Annotated in this window: 20 protein-coding genes; 5 read left to right on the forward strand and 15 right to left on the reverse strand. The window is 62.8% G+C overall.

The window, feature by feature from the left end; translation table 11 throughout:
- Positions 1–353: 353 nt before the first annotated feature.
- Genes VGT77_RS08685 through cphA form a run of 3 tightly spaced genes read right to left on the reverse strand, consistent with a single transcriptional unit; the run spans position 354 to position 4,797 of the window.
- Positions 354–1,181, reverse strand: a complete 828-nt coding sequence (locus VGT77_RS08685) for a cyanophycinase (protein WP_327461591.1) — start codon at positions 1,179–1,181, stop codon at positions 354–356.
- Positions 1,157–2,011 (reverse strand): isoaspartyl peptidase/L-asparaginase family protein, encoded by an 855-nt coding sequence (locus VGT77_RS08690; protein ID WP_327461593.1) that lies wholly within the window; start codon positions 2,009–2,011, stop codon positions 1,157–1,159. Before VGT77_RS08690 ends, VGT77_RS08685 begins: the two co-directional genes overlap by 25 nt.
- Positions 2,011–4,797, reverse strand: coding sequence for a cyanophycin synthetase (cphA, locus tag VGT77_RS08695; protein WP_327461850.1), 2,787 nt, complete (start codon positions 4,795–4,797; stop codon positions 2,011–2,013). The genes VGT77_RS08690 and cphA overlap by 1 nt, the downstream gene beginning before the upstream one ends.
- Positions 4,798–5,042: 245 nt before the next feature.
- Between cphA and VGT77_RS08700 the strand changes: the two genes are divergently transcribed.
- On the forward strand, positions 5,043–5,624 hold the full coding sequence (locus VGT77_RS08700) for a hemerythrin domain-containing protein (protein WP_327461595.1): 582 nt from the start codon (positions 5,043–5,045) through the stop codon (positions 5,622–5,624).
- A 383-nt stretch (positions 5,625–6,007) separates the two neighbouring features.
- Here the strand turns inward: VGT77_RS08700 and VGT77_RS08705 are convergent, their stop codons facing one another.
- Entirely contained in the window at positions 6,008–7,480 is a 1,473-nt protein-coding gene (locus tag VGT77_RS08705; RefSeq protein ID WP_327461597.1) for an alpha/beta fold hydrolase, read from the reverse strand.
- Between the two features lie 136 nt (positions 7,481–7,616).
- Positions 7,617–8,048, reverse strand: a complete 432-nt coding sequence (locus VGT77_RS08710) for a hypothetical protein (RefSeq protein ID WP_327461599.1) — start codon at positions 8,046–8,048, stop codon at positions 7,617–7,619.
- Between the two features lie 36 nt (positions 8,049–8,084).
- Here VGT77_RS08710 and VGT77_RS08715 point away from each other — a divergent pair, with 36 nt between their 5' ends.
- Positions 8,085–8,285, forward strand: coding sequence for a hypothetical protein (locus VGT77_RS08715; RefSeq protein ID WP_327461601.1), 201 nt, complete (start codon positions 8,085–8,087; stop codon positions 8,283–8,285).
- Positions 8,286–8,524: 239 nt separating this feature from the next.
- Here VGT77_RS08715 and VGT77_RS08720 read toward each other — a convergent pair whose 3' ends face one another.
- From VGT77_RS08720 to VGT77_RS08745, 6 genes are all read right to left on the reverse strand, one after another.
- Positions 8,525–11,602 carry a PAS domain S-box protein gene (locus VGT77_RS08720; RefSeq protein ID WP_327461603.1) on the reverse strand — a complete coding sequence of 1,026 codons (3,078 nt, stop codon included), beginning with the start codon at positions 11,600–11,602 and terminating at the stop codon, positions 8,525–8,527.
- Positions 11,603–11,889: 287 nt separating this feature from the next.
- Complete coding sequence (locus tag VGT77_RS08725) at positions 11,890–12,147, reverse strand: hypothetical protein (protein ID WP_327461605.1); 258 nt, start codon at positions 12,145–12,147, stop codon at positions 11,890–11,892.
- Positions 12,137–12,814, reverse strand: a complete 678-nt coding sequence (locus tag VGT77_RS08730; RefSeq protein WP_327461607.1) for an alpha/beta hydrolase — start codon at positions 12,812–12,814, stop codon at positions 12,137–12,139. The genes VGT77_RS08725 and VGT77_RS08730 overlap by 11 nt, the downstream gene beginning before the upstream one ends.
- Before the next feature lie 671 nt (positions 12,815–13,485).
- Positions 13,486–13,668: a DUF6771 family protein gene (locus VGT77_RS08735; protein WP_327461609.1), complete on the reverse strand. Its 183-nt coding sequence runs from the start codon at positions 13,666–13,668 to the stop codon at positions 13,486–13,488.
- 60 nt (positions 13,669–13,728) lie between these two features.
- A complete protein-coding gene (locus VGT77_RS08740; protein ID WP_327461611.1) occupies positions 13,729–14,247 on the reverse strand; it encodes a phosphoribosyltransferase in 519 nt (172 codons plus the stop codon).
- Complete coding sequence (locus tag VGT77_RS08745) at positions 14,247–15,263, reverse strand: adenosine deaminase (protein ID WP_327461613.1); 1,017 nt, start codon at positions 15,261–15,263, stop codon at positions 14,247–14,249. Before VGT77_RS08745 ends, VGT77_RS08740 begins: the two co-directional genes overlap by 1 nt.
- 513 nt (positions 15,264–15,776) lie before the next feature.
- Between VGT77_RS08745 and VGT77_RS08750 the strand changes: the two genes are divergently transcribed.
- The 3 genes from VGT77_RS08750 to VGT77_RS08755 all read left to right on the forward strand — a co-directional run bounded on the left by VGT77_RS08750 (position 15,777) and on the right by VGT77_RS08755 (position 18,955).
- Positions 15,777–16,559, forward strand: coding sequence for a thioesterase family protein (locus tag VGT77_RS08750; RefSeq protein ID WP_327461615.1), 783 nt, complete (start codon positions 15,777–15,779; stop codon positions 16,557–16,559).
- Positions 16,556–16,969, forward strand: a complete 414-nt coding sequence (locus VGT77_RS15620) for a hypothetical protein (RefSeq protein WP_414713374.1) — start codon at positions 16,556–16,558, stop codon at positions 16,967–16,969. The genes VGT77_RS08750 and VGT77_RS15620 overlap by 4 nt, the downstream gene beginning before the upstream one ends.
- A 162-nt stretch (positions 16,970–17,131) precedes the next feature.
- Positions 17,132–18,955, forward strand: a complete 1,824-nt coding sequence (locus VGT77_RS08755; protein ID WP_327461617.1) for a DUF885 domain-containing protein — start codon at positions 17,132–17,134, stop codon at positions 18,953–18,955.
- 213 nt (positions 18,956–19,168) lie between these two features.
- Here the strand turns inward: VGT77_RS08755 and VGT77_RS08760 are convergent, their stop codons facing one another.
- The 4 genes from VGT77_RS08760 to VGT77_RS08775 form a co-directional block, all read right to left on the reverse strand.
- Entirely contained in the window at positions 19,169–19,717 is a 549-nt protein-coding gene (locus tag VGT77_RS08760; RefSeq protein WP_327461619.1) for a hypothetical protein, read from the reverse strand.
- Positions 19,718–19,866: 149 nt separating this feature from the next.
- A complete protein-coding gene (locus tag VGT77_RS08765) occupies positions 19,867–20,517 on the reverse strand; it encodes a transferase (protein WP_327461621.1) in 651 nt (216 codons plus the stop codon).
- A 16-nt stretch (positions 20,518–20,533) separates the two neighbouring features.
- Complete coding sequence (locus VGT77_RS08770) at positions 20,534–21,226, reverse strand: FadR/GntR family transcriptional regulator (RefSeq protein WP_327461623.1); 693 nt, start codon at positions 21,224–21,226, stop codon at positions 20,534–20,536.
- Positions 21,223–21,939: an AraC family transcriptional regulator gene (locus VGT77_RS08775; RefSeq protein WP_327461625.1), complete on the reverse strand. Its 717-nt coding sequence runs from the start codon at positions 21,937–21,939 to the stop codon at positions 21,223–21,225. The genes VGT77_RS08770 and VGT77_RS08775 overlap by 4 nt, the downstream gene beginning before the upstream one ends.
- Positions 21,940–22,001 lie beyond the last annotated feature (62 nt).

Genomic DNA, 22,001 nt, shown 5'->3' on the forward strand with positions numbered 1-22,001 from the left:
AGGTCGTCGTGCTGCACCACGAAGGGGAGCCGCTTACCCTCCCCTTTGATCACGCCCTGATCATCAAGACCGCCGTCGATCGGCTTCGCGCCAAGCTCGACTGGTCTGACGTCGCCTTTGCTCTGCTGCCAGAAGAGTTCAGGCGGGACTCTCGAGCGTGGTGAAACTAGCTCTTCTGAGCTGCCCTTACTTCGGTGCCCGCGGCAGGCACTTAGCTGTTCATGCGAGGCCCGAGTGTGTTTTTTGCGGTGGGTGCTGAGCGGACTGTAAACAGCCGGGCTCCAAACGCCTTATCGGGGCCGCATTGACGGCTCCACGCGACAGTTTGTACGCCAGACCGAGCTCCGCGAGTGTCAGTGCTTATCGGCAGCGCGTGGCCTTCGCTCGGCAAGGTCGAACCGATCGCCGGTTCCGAGTACGTGGATGCGCACGTCGTGTAAGGACAGAACGTTCTCGGGACTCGCCTCTGCGATATTGCTATGGCTGACATGCTGACAGTCTACGACATATACCGCGCCAGAACCGATCACCGTAAACTCCTCTCCGCTGATGACGGCAGCGGTGTTCTCGTCGACGCCAATCCCAAGCACTCGAGGATTATGCGCTACCGCTCCCAGCAGGCGGCCAAACCGCCCGCGCTCGGCGAAATGTTGGTCTATGATGACGTTGCGGAGCAGCCCTAGCCCAGGCGCCATATGAAGGTCGCCGATGCGGTGAGTCTCCGCGCTCGTGCCCTTTACCAGCATGGTTTCGCTGAGCGCACTCGCTCCGGCCGAAGTGCCAGCGATCAGGCCGCCGTGCTCGAAGATCGCTCGCACCTTTTGCTCGATAGGAGTGTCACCTACCTGGCTCGTGATGCGCAACTGGTCGCCGCCCGAGAAGAAGATGCCTGCCGCGTCGTCCAGAACAGCCAACTTGTCCGAAGCTTCAGCCTCGCAACGGTCTTCCAAGTAAAGTTCGACCAAGTCGCCAACACCTAGGTCTCGAAAAGCCTTTTGATATTCATCGAAATACCCTTCGGGCTGGTGGCTTGCGACGGTCGCCAGCACCAGTTTCCCGCCTCGAACATGCTTGGCCACTTCACGCAGGATTTCGCGCTCGCCGCCCGGCTCACGCTCTTCATGTCCACCAATCGCGATCAGCGTGCCGGTCTTACTCACCGGCCGGGCTTCTTCAGCCATATTTGCGGCTCTCCCCCTTCTTTCATCGAAGCGACGGCGAAATGCTCGCTGTTGTGATCCCAGCCAATCTGGCCTTCGGCATTGATTGCGATACCTCCGGCATCTCCTCCAACCCGCGCCATCGCCGCCAGGGGGTCGCGGACTGCGCTATCAACCTGCCGGTTCGGCAAAAGGTGCAGGATGCGGCTGGCAAGTGCGAGCCGCGATATCCCCTCTCCATGTCCGGAGAGAGCAACAGCCCCGATCCCATTCTCGGCGTAGAAACCGCAGCCCGGAAGCGGGCTGTCGCCGACACGTCCTCGCTTCTGACCAGGTAGTCCGCCGGTGGAAAGCGCAGAGGCAAAGTTACCGACGGAGTCGAGCGCCACCGCGCCGACGGTGTCGTGCTTGGACGATGTGACGTGTTCGGGAGCCAGGAGATAGTCGGGCGTGCAGCGGACCGCGCCGATCGCGTCGGCGAACCGTTCGGCCCCACCCGCAATGAGCAAGGTCTCGTATTCGCGCAGCAGAGCCTTCGCTACACTGATTGGGTTCCGTACCTGTTCAAGAGCGGCAACGGCCCCGACATCGAGTGTATCGCCGTCCATGATAGCAGCCGCCAGCTCGATCGTGTCCGCTTCCGTCTTCACGGAGCCGCGCCCTGCGTTGAATGCTGGACAGTCCTCGAGGGCACGCACCGCAGCCTCAACGGCATCGACAGCACTGCCGCCCGCGCGCAACACCGCTGCGCCTGCCTTGATCGAGGTGGCAAGGCCGTCCCGATTAGCAGCTTCGTCCTGGGGGGCGATCTCCTTCGCTCCGCCGTGAATGACAAGCTTCCACTCGCTCATCAGGTCACCGTCACGAGGCGCTCGCTTGGCGGAGCAGCAGCCTTATACGGACAGTAGTTAATCACCTGCCGCCACGTTTCTTCCACTTCGGTGGGTGTGACCACCAGGAGGTCGCCAGGGGAGGCCAGCACAAGCCCAGTCTCCGTCGCTTCGGCCTCGCCCGCAATCAGATGGATGTTGGTTGACGACTGGCCAACTTCCAGTGCCCCCTCCCGCAGGAGCCGCATGACTTCGCCCCGGGGTCGGCCGCGAGTTGCCGGATCCTCCCGAAACACCAGCTCGTCGAACAGCTCCGCCGAGAGGCGGCCCATATCCCTGATGTCCTCGTCGCGTCGGTCGCCGGGAATTGAGATGACGCCGATGGTCCGCGGATAACGCCGCCGGAGGCCGCGAATGACGTTGCCGAGCGCTGCCAAGCCGGCGACATTGTGGGCATAGTCTACGATCACGCGAAAGCCATGGGCATCGTGTACGTTGAGGCGGCCGGGATTCTGCTCGTAAGTTGATTGGAAGCTGCTCATTGCCGAGCGGATCGTGATCAGAGGCACGCCGTGCGCCGCCGCCATCGCGATCACCGCACAGCTATTGGCAATATTGAATTCGGCGTATCCGTGAAGCGTCGCAGGGATGGCGCCGGCACGAACGACCAACTCGCGGCGCCCATCCTTATAGAGGACGATACAGCCGCCTTCATCACCAGGCTCGCGGACGACGGCCATGCCACCATCCTCGACATGATCGCGAAGCCAAGCGGGCATTTCTGCACCGCCGTGAAGTGAGAACCAAGCGATGCTGCCGCCGGCGCGCTTCGCCTTGGACCGTACCAGCGGATCGTCAGCATTCATCACAGACGTGCCGCCGCGTCGCACGGTCTCGACAACCAAGGCCTTCAGATCGGCCAGGTCATCGACAGTGTTAATTCCTTTGAGGCCGAGATGATCTTCAGCGACGTTCAGAAAGGCCGCCACGTCGGCGTGGTCGAAGGCGAGGCCCTCGCGCAGCATGCCCCCGCGAGCTGTTTCCAGCACGGCCACCTCCACTGTCGGGTCGCGCAATACCATGCGGGCGCTACGGGGACCCGTTGCGTCGCCAGGATTCACCAGCTGGTCGTCAACGTAGACCCCGCTGGTCGAGGTTAGGCCAACCGTGCAGCCCGTGTAGCGCAAGATGTGCTTCAGCATCCGCGCGGTAGTCGATTTGCCGTTCGTGCCCGTGACCGCCAGGATCGGCACACGTCCCCGTCGCCCCGGTGGAAATAGCATCTCGATGACCGGTTTGGCGACGTCGCGAGGACTTCCTTCGCTAGGCTCGATATGCATGCGGAAACCGGGTGCGGCGTTGACTTCGATCACGCCCCCTCCGGTCTCCCTCACCGATCGCGAGATGTCCGGTGCCATGAAGTCGATGCCAGCGATATCTAGCCCGATTACGAGCGCCGCTCTCCGCGCGATCTCGGCGTTATCCGGGTGAATTTCGTTTGTGCGATCGATTGCGGTGCCGCCGGTCGAGAGATTGGCCGTCGCGCGCAACTGCACCAGCTGTCCCGAAGCAGGCACGCTGTTCGGCGTCAGCCCAAAGCGGCCGAGATATTCGAACACGAGCGCGTCCACCTTGATGCGCGTCATCACCTTTTCGTGCCCATCCCCGCGCCGGGGGTCTGTGTTCACGCGGTCGACGAGTTCTGAGATAGTGCTCACCCCGTCACCCACCACATGTGCCGGGACGCGCTCGGCGACTGCGATCAGCTCGCCATTGACGATCAAGATGCGGTGGTCACGCCCGTCGAAGAACTGCTCGACGATTACGTCGCGTCGACCCTTCGCCTCGGCGAGGGCCTGGGCGAAGCCGAACCGGAGCATCGCCTCATCGCGAATGCCGATGGTAACACCGCGGCCGTGATTACCGTCGAGCGGCTTGGTAACGAGCGGATAGCGCAAGCGGCGCGCGGCACGGATCGCCTCCTCGACATCGCGCACGACGACGCCCCGCGGGACCGGGATTCCGCTATCGGCGAGCAACTGCTTAGTGAAATCCTTGTCGCCCGCGGCCTCGACCGCGATCAAAGACGTACGGCCGCTGATGCTGGCTCGGATACGTTGCTGAAAGCGGCCATGGCCGAGTTGGATCAGGCTGCCATTATTCAGCCGCATAACAGGAATGCCGCGCCGCTCCGCTTCGTCGACCAGCGCCTGAGTTGTCGGGCCGTAGCCGGAGCGGCGGACCAGCCGCTTTAGGTCGTTCAGGCGGGCTTCGAGGTCGAAGTCACCGGACGCTTCGGCGATTAGATCAAGTCCCTGCACCCCACTCAGTTCTTCCGGCAGCAACGCATTAACCAATTCAAGTGCAACTCGCCCGGCAAGCATGCCCACCTCCTCATGCTTGTAGGCGAACATGACGTTGTAGACGCCAGTCTGACCCTTGACGCTTCGCGTCTTTCCGCGCGTGACCCGGGTCCCTGCGAGAGTCTGCAGTTCCAAAACAATGTGCTCGGCGACGTGACCGAGCCACGTGCCCTCCTCCAACCTCTTCACCAGGCCGCCCCGGCGGCGATACGAGCAGCCATGCCGCTTCAGCCCAGGCAACATGGCCAACAATCGATCGGAAAAGCCGGAAATCCTGTTAGTAGGCCAGTCCTCGAGCCGCCCGAGATCAACCATGATGCGGATCATGGGCGTGTGGCTATAGAGATGGGGCCCACGATAGACTCCTGTTTCGATCACCCTCATCGGCTGCGTTAACAACCTGGTCGACGCCTCTGACTTTGAGCCGAAAAACATGGTGTCCATAGAAGCAGCGGTGATCCAGTAGACTGTCACGGAACCGGAATGGCTCACGCATTCTCGAACCGACCGCAACTCGTTAAGTTCCTGAAACAATGCCTAATCTGAGTTAGAGATGCTGCCGGCATGCAGGATGCGTGATGATCATCCTTTAAGCGGGGCACCTCGTGGAACCTTCGGCTGAGACCGGACTTTCCACGATTGTTGCTGGAGGTGAGCCATGTCGGTCCCTTGATCGGTTAGTCGCGAAAATGACCCCTTTGGTGTCGGATGAAACTCGGCTCCGCGCTCGCGAGAACGCCCGCACCCAAGCATTGCCGAATAGGGTAGTTCAGCTGATTATCGACGATCACAACCGCATTGAACGCGCCTTCGAGGCGGTACGCTCCGCTTCGACTGCGGAGAGCCAGCGGGGGGCAGAGCTTGAACTCGCCAACTTGCTCAACGGACACGCGGCGGCCGAGGAAACGGTGATCTATCCGGAGCTCGTCGACAACAGCCAGCATGGCGCGGCTTTCATGGGCTATGAGGAGCAAGCGGCAACAAAGGTTCAGCTCGCCTTGCTGAGCAAGCTGGAGCCCCTGACCCAGGATTATCTCGATAAGCTGGAGCACATCCGCGGAGCTGTGACACACCACATGTACCAGGAGGAGAATTCTTGGTTGGTGACGTTAGAACGCGGCCTTCTATCTGACGATCGGGTTCGCGTCCGAGCGCGGTACAAGGAAGAGATGAGGCGCTTCGCGGCCCCAGCGGCTGAAAACGAGCGGGGCGAGGATGAACGATCGGTAATGTCTTGGGGCGGCGCTTGGAGCGACGCGCTTACTGGATAGACTCTCCGCAGCGTTGGGGGAACCGCAAACGGGCACATGTCGCCCAACTCCTAACATCATGTGGGCCCAGCTGAACGGGGTCGCTCTCACGCCAAAGTGCCGACCGATTATCGCTGTTCGTGCCGGAACACGGCCCCGCAGTGGCAGAAAACACCACGCGAGGTCGACTTTGCCAGCTGTCATTTTCCTGGAAAGTTATGAGCTGCCCAGAGTCGCAAGGAACTTGCTGAACGACTGACGTCGGGCGTGAACCGGTCGTTGCAGTAGACTGGTCTGATTGTTCGACAGGGGCGCATCGACGCTGTCGGCCTCTGCTGAACCAACGTCTGGTTCTGGAGTGAGGCGATATCGCTCTGAACGGCTGAGTTTGGGTCGTCTTGATGCTACGGTGCGATCGGCGCGCATCCATCCGGCATTACGGTTGTGCGCGGATCGGCGAAGAACGCAAGCCCGACCGCCCGGCCGCAGGGCGTGGTACGCACAGTCCCATGACCCGCACCCGGCACCGCCAGAACGCGCACTGATGGGCCGAGGCGTCGTGCCGTATCGCGGCTGAAGCTGATTGGCGTGATCGGGTCGGTGCTGCCGGTGATGACCATTGCGGGCGGCGCTCTGCCGGCGGGCATGCGGGCGGGCTCGGCGGGACGCGGCGCCCACCAAGGGCAGACGGCAGTCAGGTCGATGAGCTCGACCCCGGTGAACGGCTCCGGCTTGCGATTGTAATAGCGCGTGCGATCGGCGCACTCCCCCGAGACGAACACGGCACTGTGCGGGCCTGCGGCGAGGCGACCAAGCGGGCCGTCTGCAATGCGCGCGACCTGTGCCGCATCCCGCGCCTCGACTGCCGCGATCAATGCGGGAGCGACGGCGTAGGGGGTCACCTCGGGGGCGACTGCCCTCGAGACCCCAGGATACAGCATGTTCTGCACCAAGAGCGTCAGATCGTCGGCGTTGAGCACCAAGCGCCCGAGCGCCTTCGTCTCGATTATCATCGGCTCGCGGCGCAACAAGGCGAAGGCACGCTCATAAGCGGCGACGAGGTCGTCGCCAGCCGGGCCGCAGATGGCGTTTCCCCTGCAGGCGGCTGCCGCGCCGGCCAGACCTTCACGAAAGGTCTCGGTCAGCGTTCCTGGTGTTGGATCAGGAGGATAAGCCCCGTCGAGGAGCATGGCCTCCACGCGCTTCGGGTACGCGGCCGCGTAGCTGTTCGCGACGACAGTGCCGTGCGACACGCCGAACAGCAGGACGCGTTCGTAGCCCAGCGCTACGCGCAGCCGCTCCAGATCCCGCACGATCCGGGAGGCGCCATAGACGTCGAGCGGCGCACCGGCGGCGCGCAACCTCTCGCGGCAATCGCGCAGCGGGGCGAAGAAAGCATAGCGGAGCGCCTTGCCCTCGAGATCGCGCGCGAGCGCGGCGACCTGGGCGCGGCGCGTCGTGTCGCACAGTCCCAGGCCGCTGTCGTCCTTGCCGCGCGTGTCGACCAGCACAACGTCGCGATCTCCCGTGAACGGCGGCGCGAACGTGCTTGCCGACCAGCGCACCGACCCGGAGCTCGATCCGGCAAGCACGAGGATGGGAGGCCGGTTGCTAGGCGTCGCCGCCGCGCGGACCACAAACGCCATGTCGAGCGTCGGCCCATCCGTTTTCCGATCGTCGAGCGGGACGGCGAGCGTGCCGCAGCGCAGGCGAGCCTGCTCGGCCGCCGATCGGTCGGCGAGGCCAGGCAGTTTGGCGCAGCTCACCATCGTGATTACCTGGCGCGGCAGATCGCCGGCTCTTTCAGCCGCTGTCGACCCAGCCTCGCAGACCAGCATGACTGCCGCTCCCAAGCACATCCGCAAGCGCAGTCTCATCGCGCGGTCTCCAGATCTTGGGTGCAAATCGCATGCACTCCGACGCGAGGGGCGGGTGCGGTCCCGGACCGCGCTCGTGAGGCGGCCTCTCGAGTCACGTAAGTGGTCAGAAGGAGGAGCGGCCACGGTCGATGTGTCACGGCTTCAGCAGGTTCTCGTGCTCAAGCATGATGCGCAGACCTCCCTCCTCCGCACGCAGCACGGAGGTATAGGCCAGGGTCGCCGTGCGGCCCTGCTCCGTCCAGCGAAAGCCCCCGGCGACCAGGCACGTTGTAGGGCCGAGCTGCTCGTAGCTGAGGTCCTGCCACTCGAACGCGTCTGGCTTCTGCCAGGCTGGCCCGGCATAGCGCTTCGTGATCGCCTCCGGGCTGTCGAGGCTCTTGGCCCCAAAGCCGAGCGAATAGGCACCCGAGCGGCTGTAGCGGCCCGCTATGGCGGCACGGTCGCCCGCCGCGAGGTCACGAGCGTAGGCCGCCATGAAGGCCGGCCCGTCGCGGCCGCAGTCGATCGACTTCGGGTCGGGCGCGGCCGTTCCGAGCACTGCTGAAACTACAAGCGCTATGGCCATCGTGATCCTTCCCATCACACCTCGTTCGCGCCTAACGTGACCGGATCGGTCCCGATGCGCAAGGACGCGGTCGGGGATGCCGGAGCGCTGGCCAGACCGGCGCCTGCGGACTTGCCTCCGACCCGCGTTAACGGAGGAGAGGGCATGGGCTGGGCGATGGTGGCTGCGTTGGCGGCGAGTGCGACGGCGAACCTGCTGCCGCTCAACAAGGGCTTCCGAACACTTTTACCGGGCTGAAGGACGATGCGTAACGTCGCGCCAAGCAGCTGAACGAGTGACCGCTTCTGAGAAGCGAACTGCGGGCGCTGAAACGTACACAAGTGGGTCAAAGCGGCCGTTTGTTCGGCGCAGTGCAAGCGTCCTGAAAGGGCGCCAAGCAGTCCTCCGCTGCCTACGTTTGCTTCTGGCCGAGAGCGTACAGAGCGTCCTACCGCAAAGCGCGAGTAAGCCAACGTCATAATCGCGGCCAGAAGCTGTCAGGTTTCTTGCGGAAGCAGCGCCGAGAGGCTGGCAACCAGGTCAGCGTTCCGAAACGGCTTCGTCAGTCTCGGCAGGTCCGGCGAGATGCCTTCTACTTCCGCATAGCCCGAGACGACAAGGATCGGGAGTGCGGGGTGAAGCGCTCGCGCATTCTGCGGAAGTTCGGCGCCGCTCATGCCAGGCATGAGGTGATCGGTGACGAGCAGGTCCGGTTTGCGGCTGGTTTGCAGGAACCGCAGCGCATCTTCAGCGGAGCCTGCTTCCACGACTTCGAAGCCGAGGTCGCTCAGCATGTCGGCGGTGCTCATACGGACCAGGTCCTCGTCGTCGACGAGGAGCGCCGTTCCTCGGCCAATCGGCCCATCAACGGCAGCTGGAGCGTCTTCGTCAGCGCCGAGAGGGCCCGCGCTGATCGGGAGAAAGAGCGAGATCGTCGTCCCCTCGCCGGGCACGCTCTCGATCGTCAGGCCCCCGCCCAACTGCGCCGCGAGCCCGTGGACCATGGACAGACCTAGGCCGGTCCCCTTGCCTATGCCCTTTGTCGAAAAGAAGGGCTCGACGGCACGCCTTTGGGTAGCCTCGTCCATCCCGATGCCGGTGTCGCTGACGCTCAATCGCACATAGGTTCCGGGCTTCAGACCCGACGGATCATTAGCTAGAACGCTGGCGCTATTCACGGCCATGACGAGCTCACCACCGTTGGGCATCGCATCGCGCGCATTCACGGCGAGGTTGAGCAGTGCCATCTCGAGCTGGTTGAGGTCGGCCTTGGCCGGCGGCAGGTCGGCACCAACTTCGACGCGCACGTCGATAGTCGGGCCGACGGTGGAGTCGATCAGGCCCGCCATGCCTTCGACAACACGAGCGGTGTCAACAGCGGTTGCTTGCAGCGGCTGCCGCCGAGCGAAGGCGAGCAGGCGCTGGACCAGGGTCTTCGCCCGCTCGGCTGATTGCAGAGCCCCGTCGATCAGGCGCCGTTCGCGCTCGCTGCCGACGCCCTTGCGCACCAGCATGTCGAGCGATCCGATGATCGGGGTAAGCAGGTTGTTAAAGTCGTGAGCGACACCCCCAGTGAGGCTGCCCATCGCTTCCATCTTCTGGCTTTGGCGGAGTGCTTCCTGCGCGCTCTCAAGTTCCGCCTGACGCGCCTTCTCGGCCGTAACGTCGCGACCCACCGCATGGATCAGTTCATCGCCGGGCACCGCCGTCCAGGAGATCCACCGATAGTCGCCGTCGGCGGTTCGATACCGATTTTCAAATCGACAAGTAGTCTCGCCGGCGCCGAGCTTCCCCATCTCCGCAAGCGTCGCCTCCTGGTCGTCTGCATGAACGAGGTTCATGAAGTTGCTGCCGACGAGCGCCGTATCCGTCCAACCGAGTATGCTGGTCCAGGCCGGATTCACCGAGTTGATCGTACCGTCGAAGCGCGCGACGAGCATGATGTCGGTCGAAAGCCGCCACATCCGGTCCCGGTCTGCCGTCCGCTCGGCCACCTGTGCTTCGAGATTCCCGTTCAGCTCGCGCAGCCGCTCTTCGCTGGCCCGCAGCGCGGCTTCAGCAAGCTTCTGATCAGTGGTGTCGATCTGGATGCCGTCCCAGATGAGCGAGCCGTCTGGCTGCTCCCGAGGCGCCGAGATGATCCGGGCCCATCGAAGTTCACCATCCGCACGGCGAAACCTCACCTGCAAGTCAAACGAGCTGCGCGCGCGGATAGCCTCTTCCTCAGCCTCGGCCAGCATCGAACGGTCATCCGGGTGAATGAGCTGGTAGGGTATGCTTGGATCCGCCAGCACCGCCTCCGCGGGCACACCGGTCAGTCGTTTGTGGCTGCCAGAAACGTAACGGAACTGGCGTGCGCTGCCGTCCCTGCCGGTACTAACCTGATACACCATCCCCGCCGGCAGGTTATCAGTCAGGGCGCGCAGGCGCGCTTCATTCTCCCGCAGCGCCGCCTCGGCCACCTTGCGGTCGTGGATGTCGACGGATGCGCCGAACCAGCGGACGATCTCGCCAGTGTCCGGATCGCGATAAGGTTCGCCACGCACCAGGAACCAGCGATATTCGCCGGTCCTGGACCGGATCCGATGCTCGACGTGAAAGGTGGTGCCTGTGCGCCGAGCTTCATCGAAGGCGGCGATCGTCGCTGGGCCGTCCTCAGGGTGAACCTGATCCGCCGCCACCTTCGCCGCCGTGGTCGGCTGGTATGCGACACCGGTATAGTCGAACCATTGCCGGTTGAAGAACTCGTTCTTCCCGTCCGCGTCCGTGATCCACACGATCTGGGGCACGGCGTCGGCCATTTGCCTGAAGCGCTGCTCGCTTTCGCGCAGCTGCTGCTCGGAACGCCTTGCCTCGGTTCGGTCTGTCGTCACCGCCAGGATGCCGATCGGTGCTCCTGCGTCGTTCCGCAGTATAGTCACGCTGTTGTTGACCCATACGGCTGAGCCGTCTGGTCGAACGTATCTTTTCTCGATCGTGAAGCTGTTCGTACTGGTCAGCGCCTCGTTCAGCAGCTCGAGATTGCGGGCCAAATCGTCGGGATGCGTGATGTCCTGCATCCGGCGTCCGAGCAGCTGTTGGCGGCTGTAGCCGGTAATCGCGCAATAAGCGTCGTTTACCAGCTCGAACCGGCCCTCCAAATCCACTTGTGCGAAGCCGGCGCCGGCTTGGCTGAAGATGGCCGACAGCAATCGCTCGCGGTCGCGAAGCTTGGCCTCCAGCTGAACGCGTTTCGTGATGTCACGCAGGTGCACCGCGAGCCCCTCAGACACGGGGAAGACACGAACCTCAAGCCAACGGCCCTGATGAGCAGCCGAGGGGCCAACAAACTCCTCGACGTTGCGGTTCTCCATCGCCTCCCGATAGTGTGTCTCGCAATTGGTACCGACGAGAGCGGGCGCGAGCTTCCACAACGTTGCGCCAATCGCCTCGGAGCGACTGACACCGAGATGGTCAAGGGCGTGATCGTTGATGTCGACGATCCGCCAGCTTCGGTCGAGTACGTAGGCGCCATCAGTAGGCGCGGGCTTCGGAACCGGCAGACTGGCGTCCAGGTGAAGGTGAGAGGTCGGCATCGAGTCCGTTTAGAGTTCATTCCACCCCAGACCAAGCACTTGATCCTGCGGACTTAGGTCTAAGGGGAGACGCCTCTGGGGCTAATGGCGAGTAGCCGCTTTGCGCCCAAAATCCGAACCTCTATACCGTCAGCTTTGGGGCCCTAAGCAGCCATCGAGCCGCCGCCCACGCAAAGGCCTAAATGGGCGCAATGCAGACGTGGCTTCCCTATCCGACCAAACTGTAGCCTCATCCTCCTCGAAGCCGCTCAACGCGCTTGGTCGATGAGGGCACGGTTGAGCCCGCATCAAAGCCCTGCCCGGTCGAGTGCTGCGGCAATTTCTTGATCGATCTTCCCGTCTTTCTTCGAAGAAAGACGGTTCAGCACGGTCTGAACACGGCTTTGCGCCACCTGAAGCGTTTTGTGACGCACCTCCCGAATGGAGTTGGTCCGCCAGGAGGAACTCTCACCAAGCAGCGCCGCCCATTTGGCCTCTTCGGCAGCCAGCACAGAAAGTGCGAGTCGCAGGCCATCGCGTCGGCCTCGCTCAAAATCATCGGGCATTTGTCACCTCGCTCGAACGGGTCTCGCGGAGTGCGGCTGCAACGAACTCACCTCCGAGCCGCAAACCGACAGGATCGACGCTGTGCCCGAGCCCCGCGGACACATGGTGCGAGACCTGAATGCCGAGCTTGGACAGCTGAGCCTTGGCAGCATGCAGCGCCGCAACTGGAACGATGGGGTCATCAGACCCATGGATGAGCATCACCGGTGGTTTGGTGATGTGGTGATGTGCAAGCTCCGCCGCTCCTGTGAGCATTCCCGAATAGCCCACGATGGCGACCTGAGTGCTGCGTCTCAGTCCCACATGCAGCGCCATCATCGTTCCCTGGCTGAAGCCAACGATTGCGAGATCGCCTTCAGCAAGATCGTATTGAGCCAACTTGCGATGGATGAAGGCGTCGATTGCTGGCGCGGCAGATGTCGCTCCCGCCGCCAGCGCCTGCGGACCGAACGCGGCGAGCTGCCACCACTGGTACCCGCCAGTCATACCGCAGCGCTGAGGTGCGTTCGGAGCCAGAAACAGGGCATCCGGCATGGCCTGCTGCCAGTGCGGCGCCAGAGAGATCAGGTCCGATCCGCTAGATCCATAGCCATGCAGCAGCAGAACGATCTTGCGGGTTGTTCCGGATTTTGGCTGGAGGCTGCAGCCGTTGACGATCTTACGCAAAGTGCACCTCTGAAGTTGGAAACAGAACGCAACCCGGCAGACCAATGTTGCGCTGGAGGTTCGGGAAGCGCTGGACAGCTGCTTGTATCGTCTTCCGGGTAGCCTCGAGCTCGGCGAGCGTGACTTCCTCCGGCGATCTTGGGCCGCCCACCTCGTCGCAGTGCTAAGCCCTTCGGCGAAACGCCCATACAAGTGCGGCAAGACTCATCATCAGGCTCGCCAGGGCGCTCACGAAAGTTGCGTCGATCACTTCCATCTTTGTCATCCTTTCTGCGACTCAAGATAACCCATCTGGTTCTCAATAGGACAGAACAAAGCGAAACAGCGGGCGTGGCCCAGCATTCCAGATCGGAGAACCTCCTCAGAGCCAGTCTTAGTCGCGGAGGCGGCGGAAAAGCTGCTTCCAATCCTGCTCGGTGGAAGGGAACGGATCCGGGCCAGCCTGCTCAGGCGTCGCCCTAACCCGAGATGGCCTGGCGCCACACCGACTGCACAGCAGCCTGAGGCCGACCAGGCTCAAATGCGTGCTCCACCCGCGCAGCAGACAGAAGCGTGCAAAACGCCGTGCATCGATGATCGTGACCTTCTCGCACGTGCCGCACTCCACACGAAGATTGGCCTTCCGCCTGATCAGATCATGCAGATCATCAAACCGAATGTTTGCAGCCACGTCACAAAGGCAGGGCCAGTTGGCTCCTGTCTGGGCGGATATCGGGCTCCTCCAGCCGGTGCGCGATGATGGCGGCGAGTGCGTCTGCGGCGCGCTCGCGCAGCCGTGCATCAGAGACTGTCAGCCCGAGGCGAGCCCAAGCCGGCGCGCTTACGAGGATGGTGGAGAGTCGTTCTACTTCCATGTGCAGACATCGAACATAGCGGGAACGATTCTGCAAGCGTGCTTGGCGTTCGGATTCGGCTTAGCCGAGCCGTTCGGGCATCTCAGCCGCGTCTTCGACGATCGTCTCTGGCGGTGCGAGAGCCTCCCACGGGAACACGAACCATCTCTTGTCTGAGGTTCGATCGATTGAGCGCCCGCGATACTCGACGATCTCGGCTGAGAGGCTGTTGTCGATCAGCGTGGCAAAGCGGACACTTCCGGCAGGCGCACCCGCGGCGCTTAACCGAGATCGCAGGATGCCGATCGTCCGGCCGGAGTCGTTGATGTCATCGACAAACAGGAGCGTCTCACCAAAGCCCGCACGCGCTGCAAGCCGAACGAGCACGTCGTCCGCAAAGTCTTTCACTTGGCTGGACAGATCGCACGAGAGGGTCGGGATACCTGTTGCATGACTGAGGTAGACTGCGGGAACGAGCCCTCCTCGCCCAACTCCGATTAGGAAGCTTGGCCGCCAGTCCCGGTCGCTCTTCATGGCTTCCGTAAGGGAAAGAACGTCTGCGACGAACTGCTCGTGCGACACTGGTGCAAACTCGGGCATCAGGTCGCGCTCTTCACATAAGTGTCCAGCTTCGCAATGTGCGCGGAGACTTCGGTGTCAGGAAGGAACGAGCCGAGGAAGCTGTTGCGAGCAAGCAGTGCCAGCTGCTCTCGGCCAAGTCCCCTGCCCTCCGCTACGGCGAGATAATTGTCGGCCACATAGCCCCCGAAATACGCCGGATCGTCAGAGTTGATGGTGGCTCTAAGGCCATGTGCGAGCATGCGATCGATCGGGTGGTTCGCCAGATCATCAACTACGCAGAGCTTGTGGTTCGATAACGGGCAAACCGTCAGCGTCATGCCACTGCGAGCCAGTCGAGTGATAAGCAGAGGATCTTCGAGGCTGCGGTTGCCGTGATCGAGGCGGTCGACGTCAAGCAGGTCCAGCGCTTCGTGCACATACTCAGGCGGGCCTTCCTCGCCTGCATGAGCTACCAGCTTCAATCCGAGACGCCGCGCCTCGGCAAACACCCGCGAAAATTTGGAAGGTGGATGGCCGAGCTCGGATGAATCCAGGCCCACGGCGGCGATGTGCTCCAGCCAGGGCTTGGCCTGGTCCAGGGCTTTGAACGCCTCCTCTTCACTTAGATGACGAAGGAAGCAGAGGATGAGGCGAGTGCTCATCCCATGCATCTGTTGAGCCTCCCTCATTGCCGAAAGCAGACCTTTGATCACCGTTTCGAATGGAACACCGCGCTCCGTATGCGTCTGCGGGTCGAACATAATCTCGGCGTGCACCACACCGTCGTCTGCTGCTCGGCTAAAATAAGCTGCGGCGAGGTCGTGGAAGTCCTGCTCGGTCCTGAGCACGGCTGCGCCGGCGTAGTAGATGTCGAGAAAGTCCTGCAGGTTAGAGAAGCGGTAGGCTGCCCGGACCTCCTCCACCGAACTGAACGGGATCGACACTCCGTTCCGCTGGGCCATCGCGAACATCAGCTCTGGCTCGAGGGTACCCTCGATGTGCAGGTGGAGCTCGGCCTTGGGAAGTTGGCGGACGAAGGTGCTTAGATCGGACATGGCCTGATATTGCTGCTGCTGCTTGCATCAGCAAGCCTGCCTGGCCGGCACGGCGATGGGAGAGTGAAAGCTACGCCGCCGCTGCCAAGCTCTCGAATGGAGCCGTGGCAAGATCGATTGCGGAGAGCAGGTCGTCGAAGCTGGGTGCATCGTGGACCATGAAGGCGCGTGCCATGCTTCCATCAATCATCGCAAGCTCCACCTCAGTGAGGCAAGTAAGAGCCGAGGCGGCTGGCTCAATCGCGTTGGAGACCTGAAGCACTGTCGAACTCGCTGCTTTCACCTGAATGCTATCTGTTTGTCAGATCGGACCTGATCGCCCTCGTGAGGATCGACGGAGGTGCTGGATTGGACGACCGGGTCGTTCCTTGACGATCGAGTGCAATCTGACGTCGACGAGCAAAACATCCCGGCGGTGCGTCAGAACGTCCGTTGCGCTCGCTCGACGATCGAACATGATCCGAGGAGCCCGACCACTGGCACCCTCGTCCTCCGCGCTGCTAGGCAGTCGTCATGAAAGACTTCACCTATGCCGTTGATGGAAGTTCTGCATCTGCGACCTCACTTGCCGCGGGTCCGTGGGATCCGCGGCTGCAACATGGTGGAGCACCATCGTCGCTCGCCGTTTGGGCGGCCGAACGGATACCCGCCCCAGTGCCGATGCGCGTGGCGCGCGTCACGGTAGACCTGTTCCGCCCAGTGCCGGTCGCAGACCTCTCCATTGAAACGACCGTGCTGCGCGAGGGGCGCAAGATCCAACTTGTTCAGGTGCGCCTGACTGCCGGCGACGCCGAGGTGACCCGCGCAGTTGTGCTGAAGGTTCGGACCGCCGACCAGCCGCTGCCTGACACGATCAGCCTGCCTGGTCTTGAGGAGGCGATGCCTGAGGATGTGAAAGGCGCTGGAATGGGACTGCCCGCCGGCGCGATCAACTTCGGCGCAAAGTTCGACATTCGCCGCATCTCAGGTGGCTTTTCTGACCCCGGCCCGGGTAAAGTTTGGTTCCGCCAGCACCGGCAACTGATCCGTGGTGAAGTCTTGTCCCCGGCCATGAGAGCGACTGCGGTGGCCGACTTCTCCAACGGTATCTCCGCTCTCCTGCCGTTTACGGAATGGACGTTCATCAACGGCGATCTCACGGTCAGTCTCGCGCGCGAACCTGAGGGCGAGTGGATTTTCTCTGATGCCCAGACATGGGCCTCACCTGATGGTACCGGCAGCGCAACTGCAAGGCTCGCAGACAGGCGAGGCTATTTTGGTCATGCGATCCAGTCCTTGCTCCTGGAGCGTAGATGATCGCTACCGTTGTTGCAGCGGGCCTCGCCTTCACATGCACGCCAACGCGCGCGTGGGATGGCGATGGTCCGATCTGGTGCGCGGAGGGGCCGCGTGTGCGCCTTGCCGGCATCGCTGCACGTGAGGTCGACGGGAGCTGCAAGCCTGGCCACCCCTGCCTTAAGGTCGGAGGCGCCGTCTCTCGCGACCGACTTGTTGCGTTACTCGGAGGTGCTCGCGGCAAGAGCCCTGAGGGTCATGTACTGGTGCGAGGGCCGGCGCTGCAATGCCGGTCCAACAGCCGGTCGGGCGGGAGCCGAACTGCCGCCTGGTGCACAGCGCCGCGGGTGGGTGACCTATCATGTGCCATGCTGCGCACGGGCACAGTTGAAAGATGGGATCGCTATTGGCGGGGCCATCGCTGCTTCTAATTGTCCGCGAGAGCAGGACGGACCTATGCAGCGGGTCCGCAGTTGCCTCCCGGCCAGTAAGCAGAGCCCCAGGCGCGCCGAACTTAGCTGCATAAATCATTGGTCTTTGGCGCAGACAGACTAGAAGTCCGGCAATCTGCCGCACCAACCCAGGGAGCTACCGTGAAGCCTAACCTGCTTGTCATCGCCCTCGCCTTCATCGCTCCCCTCGGGTCTGCGTCGCTTGCAGCCGCGCAGGCTCCAGTCGCCGTATCCGCCAATGCTGAAGACACTCGCTTAACAGCATTCCTCGACGCCGAGTTTGCCGAACTTCTGAAGCTGCAGCCTCAAACCGCAACTCGTCTGGGCGTAAAAGAATGCGGCGACCGATGGAACGACATCAGCGATCAGGCGGCCGATGCGATGGTGGCTTGGCGGCAGGCCAGCGCGGGGCGCATGAAGGCTGCGTTCGACCGCGGCAAACTGTCGCCAGAGGGACAGGTCAATTACGATATCTGGGCGCTTGAAGCTGAGCGGGCAGCCTTGTCGAACGCAAACCGCAAGTTCCGGCCTCCGCTCTACTCTCGGCTATATTCGACGCACAGCCAGCTTCCCGATTTCCTGATCAACACCCACAGCGTCGCTGATGCAGCGGACCTACGGAACTACATCGCCCGCCTCCGGGGAATGCCCGCGGTGCTCGACATGGCTGTCACGCGTACCAAGGCAAGCGAGGCGGCGGGAATCCGCGTCCCTCGGTTCCAGGTCGAATCTATCATTGCCGGTAGCGAGAAGCTGACCACCGGCGCACCGTTTGGTCCGGGGCGAGACGTCGCACTCTGGGCGGACGTGAAAGCGAAGACAGAGAAGCTGGTCGCAGGCGGCACCCTCACGCGCGCCGAAGCCGACGCGCTGCTTGCCGAGGCCCGCACCGCAATCTTGGCCTTGCAGCCGGCCTATGGCCGAGTGATCGCATGGGCGAAGGGAGCCCTGCCGACGGCGCCGAGCGGCCGCGTCGGCGCCGTCTCGCTGCCCGGCGGAGCCGCCTTTTATGCGACCGAGCTGAAGCTCACCACAACGACGGACTACACGGCCGAGCAGATCCACGCGATCGGACGATCCGAAGTTGCGCGCATCGAAGCGGAGCAGGATGCGCTTGCCCGCAAGGCTGGGCTCAAGGACCGCCGAGCCTATTATGCCGAGCGTGCCCGGCTATTTCCGCCGCGGCCGTGGGATGATGCCTCTCGAGCTGATTATCTCGAGAAGGCCAATGCGTTTGTCGCTCGCACACGCACACTGCTGCCTGCCTATTTCGGCACCTTACCCGCCTACCGGATCGAGGTGGTGCGCGAGCCGTCCTTCAGCGAAGTGCCAGGCGGCGCCGCCCATGCTTCGGCGCCGGCCCCGGACGGCTCAAGGCCAGCGCGCACGTACGTCCATATGGTGGGCGAGCAGGGCAATCCCGCGGCCATGTATACGCTGATGTGCCATGAGGCGATTCCCGGCCACAACATGCAGGGTGACATCCAGGTCCGTCAGAAGGGTGGACCGAAGTTCCGGTCCGTCACCGGCTATGTCGCGTTTGGTGAAGGCTGGGGCCTGTACGCCGAGGCCATGTGCAAGGAGATGAACGCTTTTCCTGACATCGCGGCCGACTTCATGCGCCTCGATGCGGAGCTCTTCCGCGCCGCACGGCTGGTTACCGATACTGGCATCCACGCACTTGGCTTGACGGAAGACGAGGCCGTGAAATATCTCAGTGAAACGGGTCGGCAGCCGCTGGAAAAGGCACGGTCCGAGGTGCGACGCTACATCACGGTGCCGAGCCAGGCTACTGGCTACAAGATCGGTATGCTAAAGATCGTCGAGCTGCGCCGAAAGGCAGAAGCGGCTTTGGGCTCTAAGTTCGACATCAAGGGCTTCCATGATCTGCTAATCGCGTCCGGATCCCAACCGATGTCCATCCTTGAGCGGCGGGTGAATGAGTGGATTGCGAGACGGTCATAAGAGCCGACCGGTGGGGCCCCTGTCCTTTTATATCGGGAGTTTCCCGGCTGGCCATGGGCGACGAGGAATGCAACCTGCGGCCACGCGCGACGGCAAGCTTCGCGCCAAAGAACACCCCCAATGGCTTCTACCTCGCTTAGGTGACGGCTGTTTGCGCGAGCATGGATCATGCATCGGGAGCAGCCGAGCTTGAAATCGGCGCGCGCCACCCGCCTAGACGTTTAGGTTGAAGATCTCCAAACCGCGCTGAGGGATGCACTTGCTCGAAAGCTTCCGCGCGACGGTGCTGGGGAATATCCGCAGCCGCCGCTTGCCGTAGTAGCTGATGTCCACGGAGATCCATACCGGGGCCCTCGGCAGGGTGAAGATCGCCTGGTCCCCGGCGCGTTCCGTGCCCGTAATGCAGGCGCGCCAGCCCAGCCGGTGCAGTGGCACGAGGACGTCGTATAGTGCCCTCTGATCATCGTCATGCCAAAGGACGACGTGATCAAAGCCAGACTGACCTTTACTGCCTCGCAGGTCGACTGCGGCTTGAAAGGGACCTTGACCCAGGATCTGAACGCGATGCTTGCGACATCGAAAGCGGATCGCATCGGTGTTGAAGCAGGAGGTGAAGCCTGATCGAACCGCAAGCGCTAAGCTGCCGCTTACCGGGACGCCGGCGAACTCGAGAGGCTGCGGGGGTGGGCGATTGGGCGTGCATCCAGTCACCAGCAGGGTCAGTGCAGCCGCGCTCCCTTTGACGAACCGCGTGATGCTCACAACCACCCCCAACTCGAGCCACTCTGCCGCGCGTCTCCAGAGCTGCATTCCGCAGCTCTGGAGAAGACAGATGTACCATCTGACATCTCAGTAGTCGCGCACTAAGACCGGAGTAAGCGCCAACTCTGCCGTAGCCGCAGAACGGCTGGTTAGGGGCTAGTGCTGCTGTTGTGCGACCCCGACATTGGTTGTTGATCAATCAAGGCAAGACGCGGAACTATGGTTTTGACCTCGAGAACAGCACCCGGCGCGATCACCGCATTGGCGCCGATCCTGGAGCCATCGCCGACCAATGCTCCAAACTTATCAACGCCAGTTTCGACGATCCGATTACCTCGGCAGAAGCGGATCGACTTGTCCGGAGCCTCGTTGCGATAGTTCGCCAGGATCGCGCCAGCCTCCACATTGACGTCGGCGCCCAAGATCGAGTCCCCCACGAAGTTGAAGTGCGCCAGCTTTGAGCCTTCGAACATGAAGACGCTCTTCAACTCCGATCCGGGGCCAATGATGCAACGCGCTTCCAGGTAAACGCCGCCTCGGAGATATGCGCCAGCGGCTACGAAACAGCCCGGTCCGATGATAATCGGCCCTTTTAGAACCGCGCCGCGTTCGATCGTGGCCGACGCATGGGCCGCGGTTCCGCCTTCCCGCCGATAGTCCTCGTTCAAGGTTGCGAGCGTCGCCTCTATGATAGCTTCGGCGGCCTGCGTGATGTGCCAAGGGCTGAGGTCCAACCCTGCGAACGGAGACGCTGTCCATCTCGTGACGAACGCCGGGATGCCCAAATCAGTTTGCATCATGGCCCCTTGAGCGGCCTCAGGTTTCAGAGAACAGATCCGCTATCGACGCATCGAAATGAGCGTCGACAAGGTTTCTGGCCTTCGCCCCGTCGCCCTCGGTTATGGCACGCGCCAATCCGATATGCACGTCCAGGATCGATACTCGCTGCTCTTCTGTCCTCCGCGTGGCCCACGCCGCAGGGACGGCCTCCTTCATCAGCGGCTCAAAGGAACGTATGATCTGCTGATATAGTGGGTTGCGGCTCGCCACTGCGATAGCCTGGTGAAGCGCGATGTCGGTCCGGACCAGCCGGTCCGGATCATCGAACGAGACGGCCATCTCATCGGCCAACCGTTCGATCTCGCGAGCTTCTTCCTCGGTGCGGTTCAAGGCCGCCAGCTCGACGGTGCGCAGTTCCAGCGTGCGCCGGACATCCCACACCTGCGCGGTGCTGACCTGAGCCGTGGCAACCGCGTGAGAGATAGAGGTGCCCATTACCGAGCCATCAATCGCGCCGACCCTGGCTCGGCGGCCGTTCCCCACGTCGAGCAGGCGGAGCGCCGCGAGCGCACCGAATGCTTCGCGCATGACGGCTCGGCTGACGCCCAGTTGGCTCGCGAACGTGCCCTCGCCCGGAAGCGTGTCGCCGACCTTTAGGTCATGCTCTCGGATATGCGCCTGAACATGGCGGACGGCGCGGTCGACCAGGGTCTCGGCCGCCAGGCTCATGCCACTGCCCTCTGATTGCGCATCTGCGACGGCGGCGCGCCATAGCGGCGGGCAAAGGCGCGGGTGAAGCTCGCATTATTGGAATAGCCGCAGCGATATCCGATCGTGCCGACCGGAAGTTCGGATGCGAGCAGCATTTGATGCGCAGCGGTCAGACGGCGGTCCGCAATCGCCTCGGCGACCGAGCAGCCGAACATGGCCCGAAAACCGCGCGTCAGCTTGGCGCGGTTCAGTCCGCATGCGCGTGCAATGGAGTCGAGCGTCAGCTTCGATTCCGACTGTTCCTCGATCATGCGCCGCGCGGCGACGATCCGCCGCGCATCGAGTTCGCTCAGCGATGCCGCGCCGCCGGTCTCGATCAGCGCGCCATCGAAAAGTGCGACGAAGAAGGCGCAGAGCAACTCGATCGACTTGCCGAGGCGCAAAGTCGTGCGCGCCGGCTCGGCCATGTTCGACTCGAGCAGCGCGAAGGCGATCAGGCGCACCGGTTCGGGCATGTGCCACTGCATGGGCCGATCCGGCACTGCGTTGAAGATGCGCCGGCAGGCCGCCTGCGCTACGACCAGCGCGATCTGCGCGTCTTCCAGTTCGACGGAGTCGAGCGGCCGCGGGTGGAAGCTGATCACACCTTCGTCGAGTCGGAATCCGATGCCGACCGGCTCTTCAGGTCCCTGCAGGTCCACCAGAGCCCCGGTCCCGACGAAAGACAGCATTTCCGGTGACACCTCGATTCGCGCTCTCATCTGCCCATCCTCGCCTCTTGCCGTAGCGGTAC

The sequence above is a fragment of the Sphingomonas sp. genome (assembly GCF_035944535.1).
In the GTDB taxonomy this organism is placed as follows: domain Bacteria; phylum Pseudomonadota; class Alphaproteobacteria; order Sphingomonadales; family Sphingomonadaceae; genus Sphingomonas_B.

Bases quoted from the DNA above. Each gene is read 5' to 3' on its own strand.
- VGT77_RS08750 (WP_327461615.1), top strand. From the start codon at position 15,777: ATGAAAGACTTCACCTATGCCGTTGATGGAAGTTCTGCATCTGCGACC.
- VGT77_RS08705 (WP_327461597.1), bottom strand. From the start codon at position 7,480: ATGAGACTGCGCTTGCGGATGTGCTTGGGAGCGGCAGTCATGCTGGTC.
- cphA (WP_327461850.1), bottom strand. From the start codon at position 4,797: ATGGACACCATGTTTTTCGGCTCAAAGTCAGAGGCGTCGACCAGGTTG.
- VGT77_RS08775 (WP_327461625.1), bottom strand. From the start codon at position 21,939: ATGCTGTCTTTCGTCGGGACCGGGGCTCTGGTGGACCTGCAGGGACCT.
- VGT77_RS08700 (WP_327461595.1), top strand. From the start codon at position 5,043: ATGACCCCTTTGGTGTCGGATGAAACTCGGCTCCGCGCTCGCGAGAAC.
- VGT77_RS08735 (WP_327461609.1), bottom strand. From the start codon at position 13,668: ATGGAAGTAGAACGACTCTCCACCATCCTCGTAAGCGCGCCGGCTTGG.
- VGT77_RS08740 (WP_327461611.1), bottom strand. From the start codon at position 14,247: ATGCCCGAGTTTGCACCAGTGTCGCACGAGCAGTTCGTCGCAGACGTT.
- VGT77_RS08725 (WP_327461605.1), bottom strand. From the start codon at position 12,147: ATGCCCGATGATTTTGAGCGAGGCCGACGCGATGGCCTGCGACTCGCA.
- VGT77_RS08685 (WP_327461591.1), bottom strand. From the start codon at position 1,181: ATGGCTGAAGAAGCCCGGCCGGTGAGTAAGACCGGCACGCTGATCGCG.
- VGT77_RS08690 (WP_327461593.1), bottom strand. From the start codon at position 2,011: ATGAGCGAGTGGAAGCTTGTCATTCACGGCGGAGCGAAGGAGATCGCC.
- VGT77_RS15620 (WP_414713374.1), top strand. From the start codon at position 16,556: ATGATCGCTACCGTTGTTGCAGCGGGCCTCGCCTTCACATGCACGCCA.
- VGT77_RS08770 (WP_327461623.1), bottom strand. From the start codon at position 21,226: ATGAGCCTGGCGGCCGAGACCCTGGTCGACCGCGCCGTCCGCCATGTT.
- VGT77_RS08710 (WP_327461599.1), bottom strand. From the start codon at position 8,048: ATGGCCATAGCGCTTGTAGTTTCAGCAGTGCTCGGAACGGCCGCGCCC.
- VGT77_RS08745 (WP_327461613.1), bottom strand. From the start codon at position 15,263: ATGTCCGATCTAAGCACCTTCGTCCGCCAACTTCCCAAGGCCGAGCTC.
- VGT77_RS08720 (WP_327461603.1), bottom strand. From the start codon at position 11,602: ATGCCGACCTCTCACCTTCACCTGGACGCCAGTCTGCCGGTTCCGAAG.
- VGT77_RS08765 (WP_327461621.1), bottom strand. From the start codon at position 20,517: ATGATGCAAACTGATTTGGGCATCCCGGCGTTCGTCACGAGATGGACA.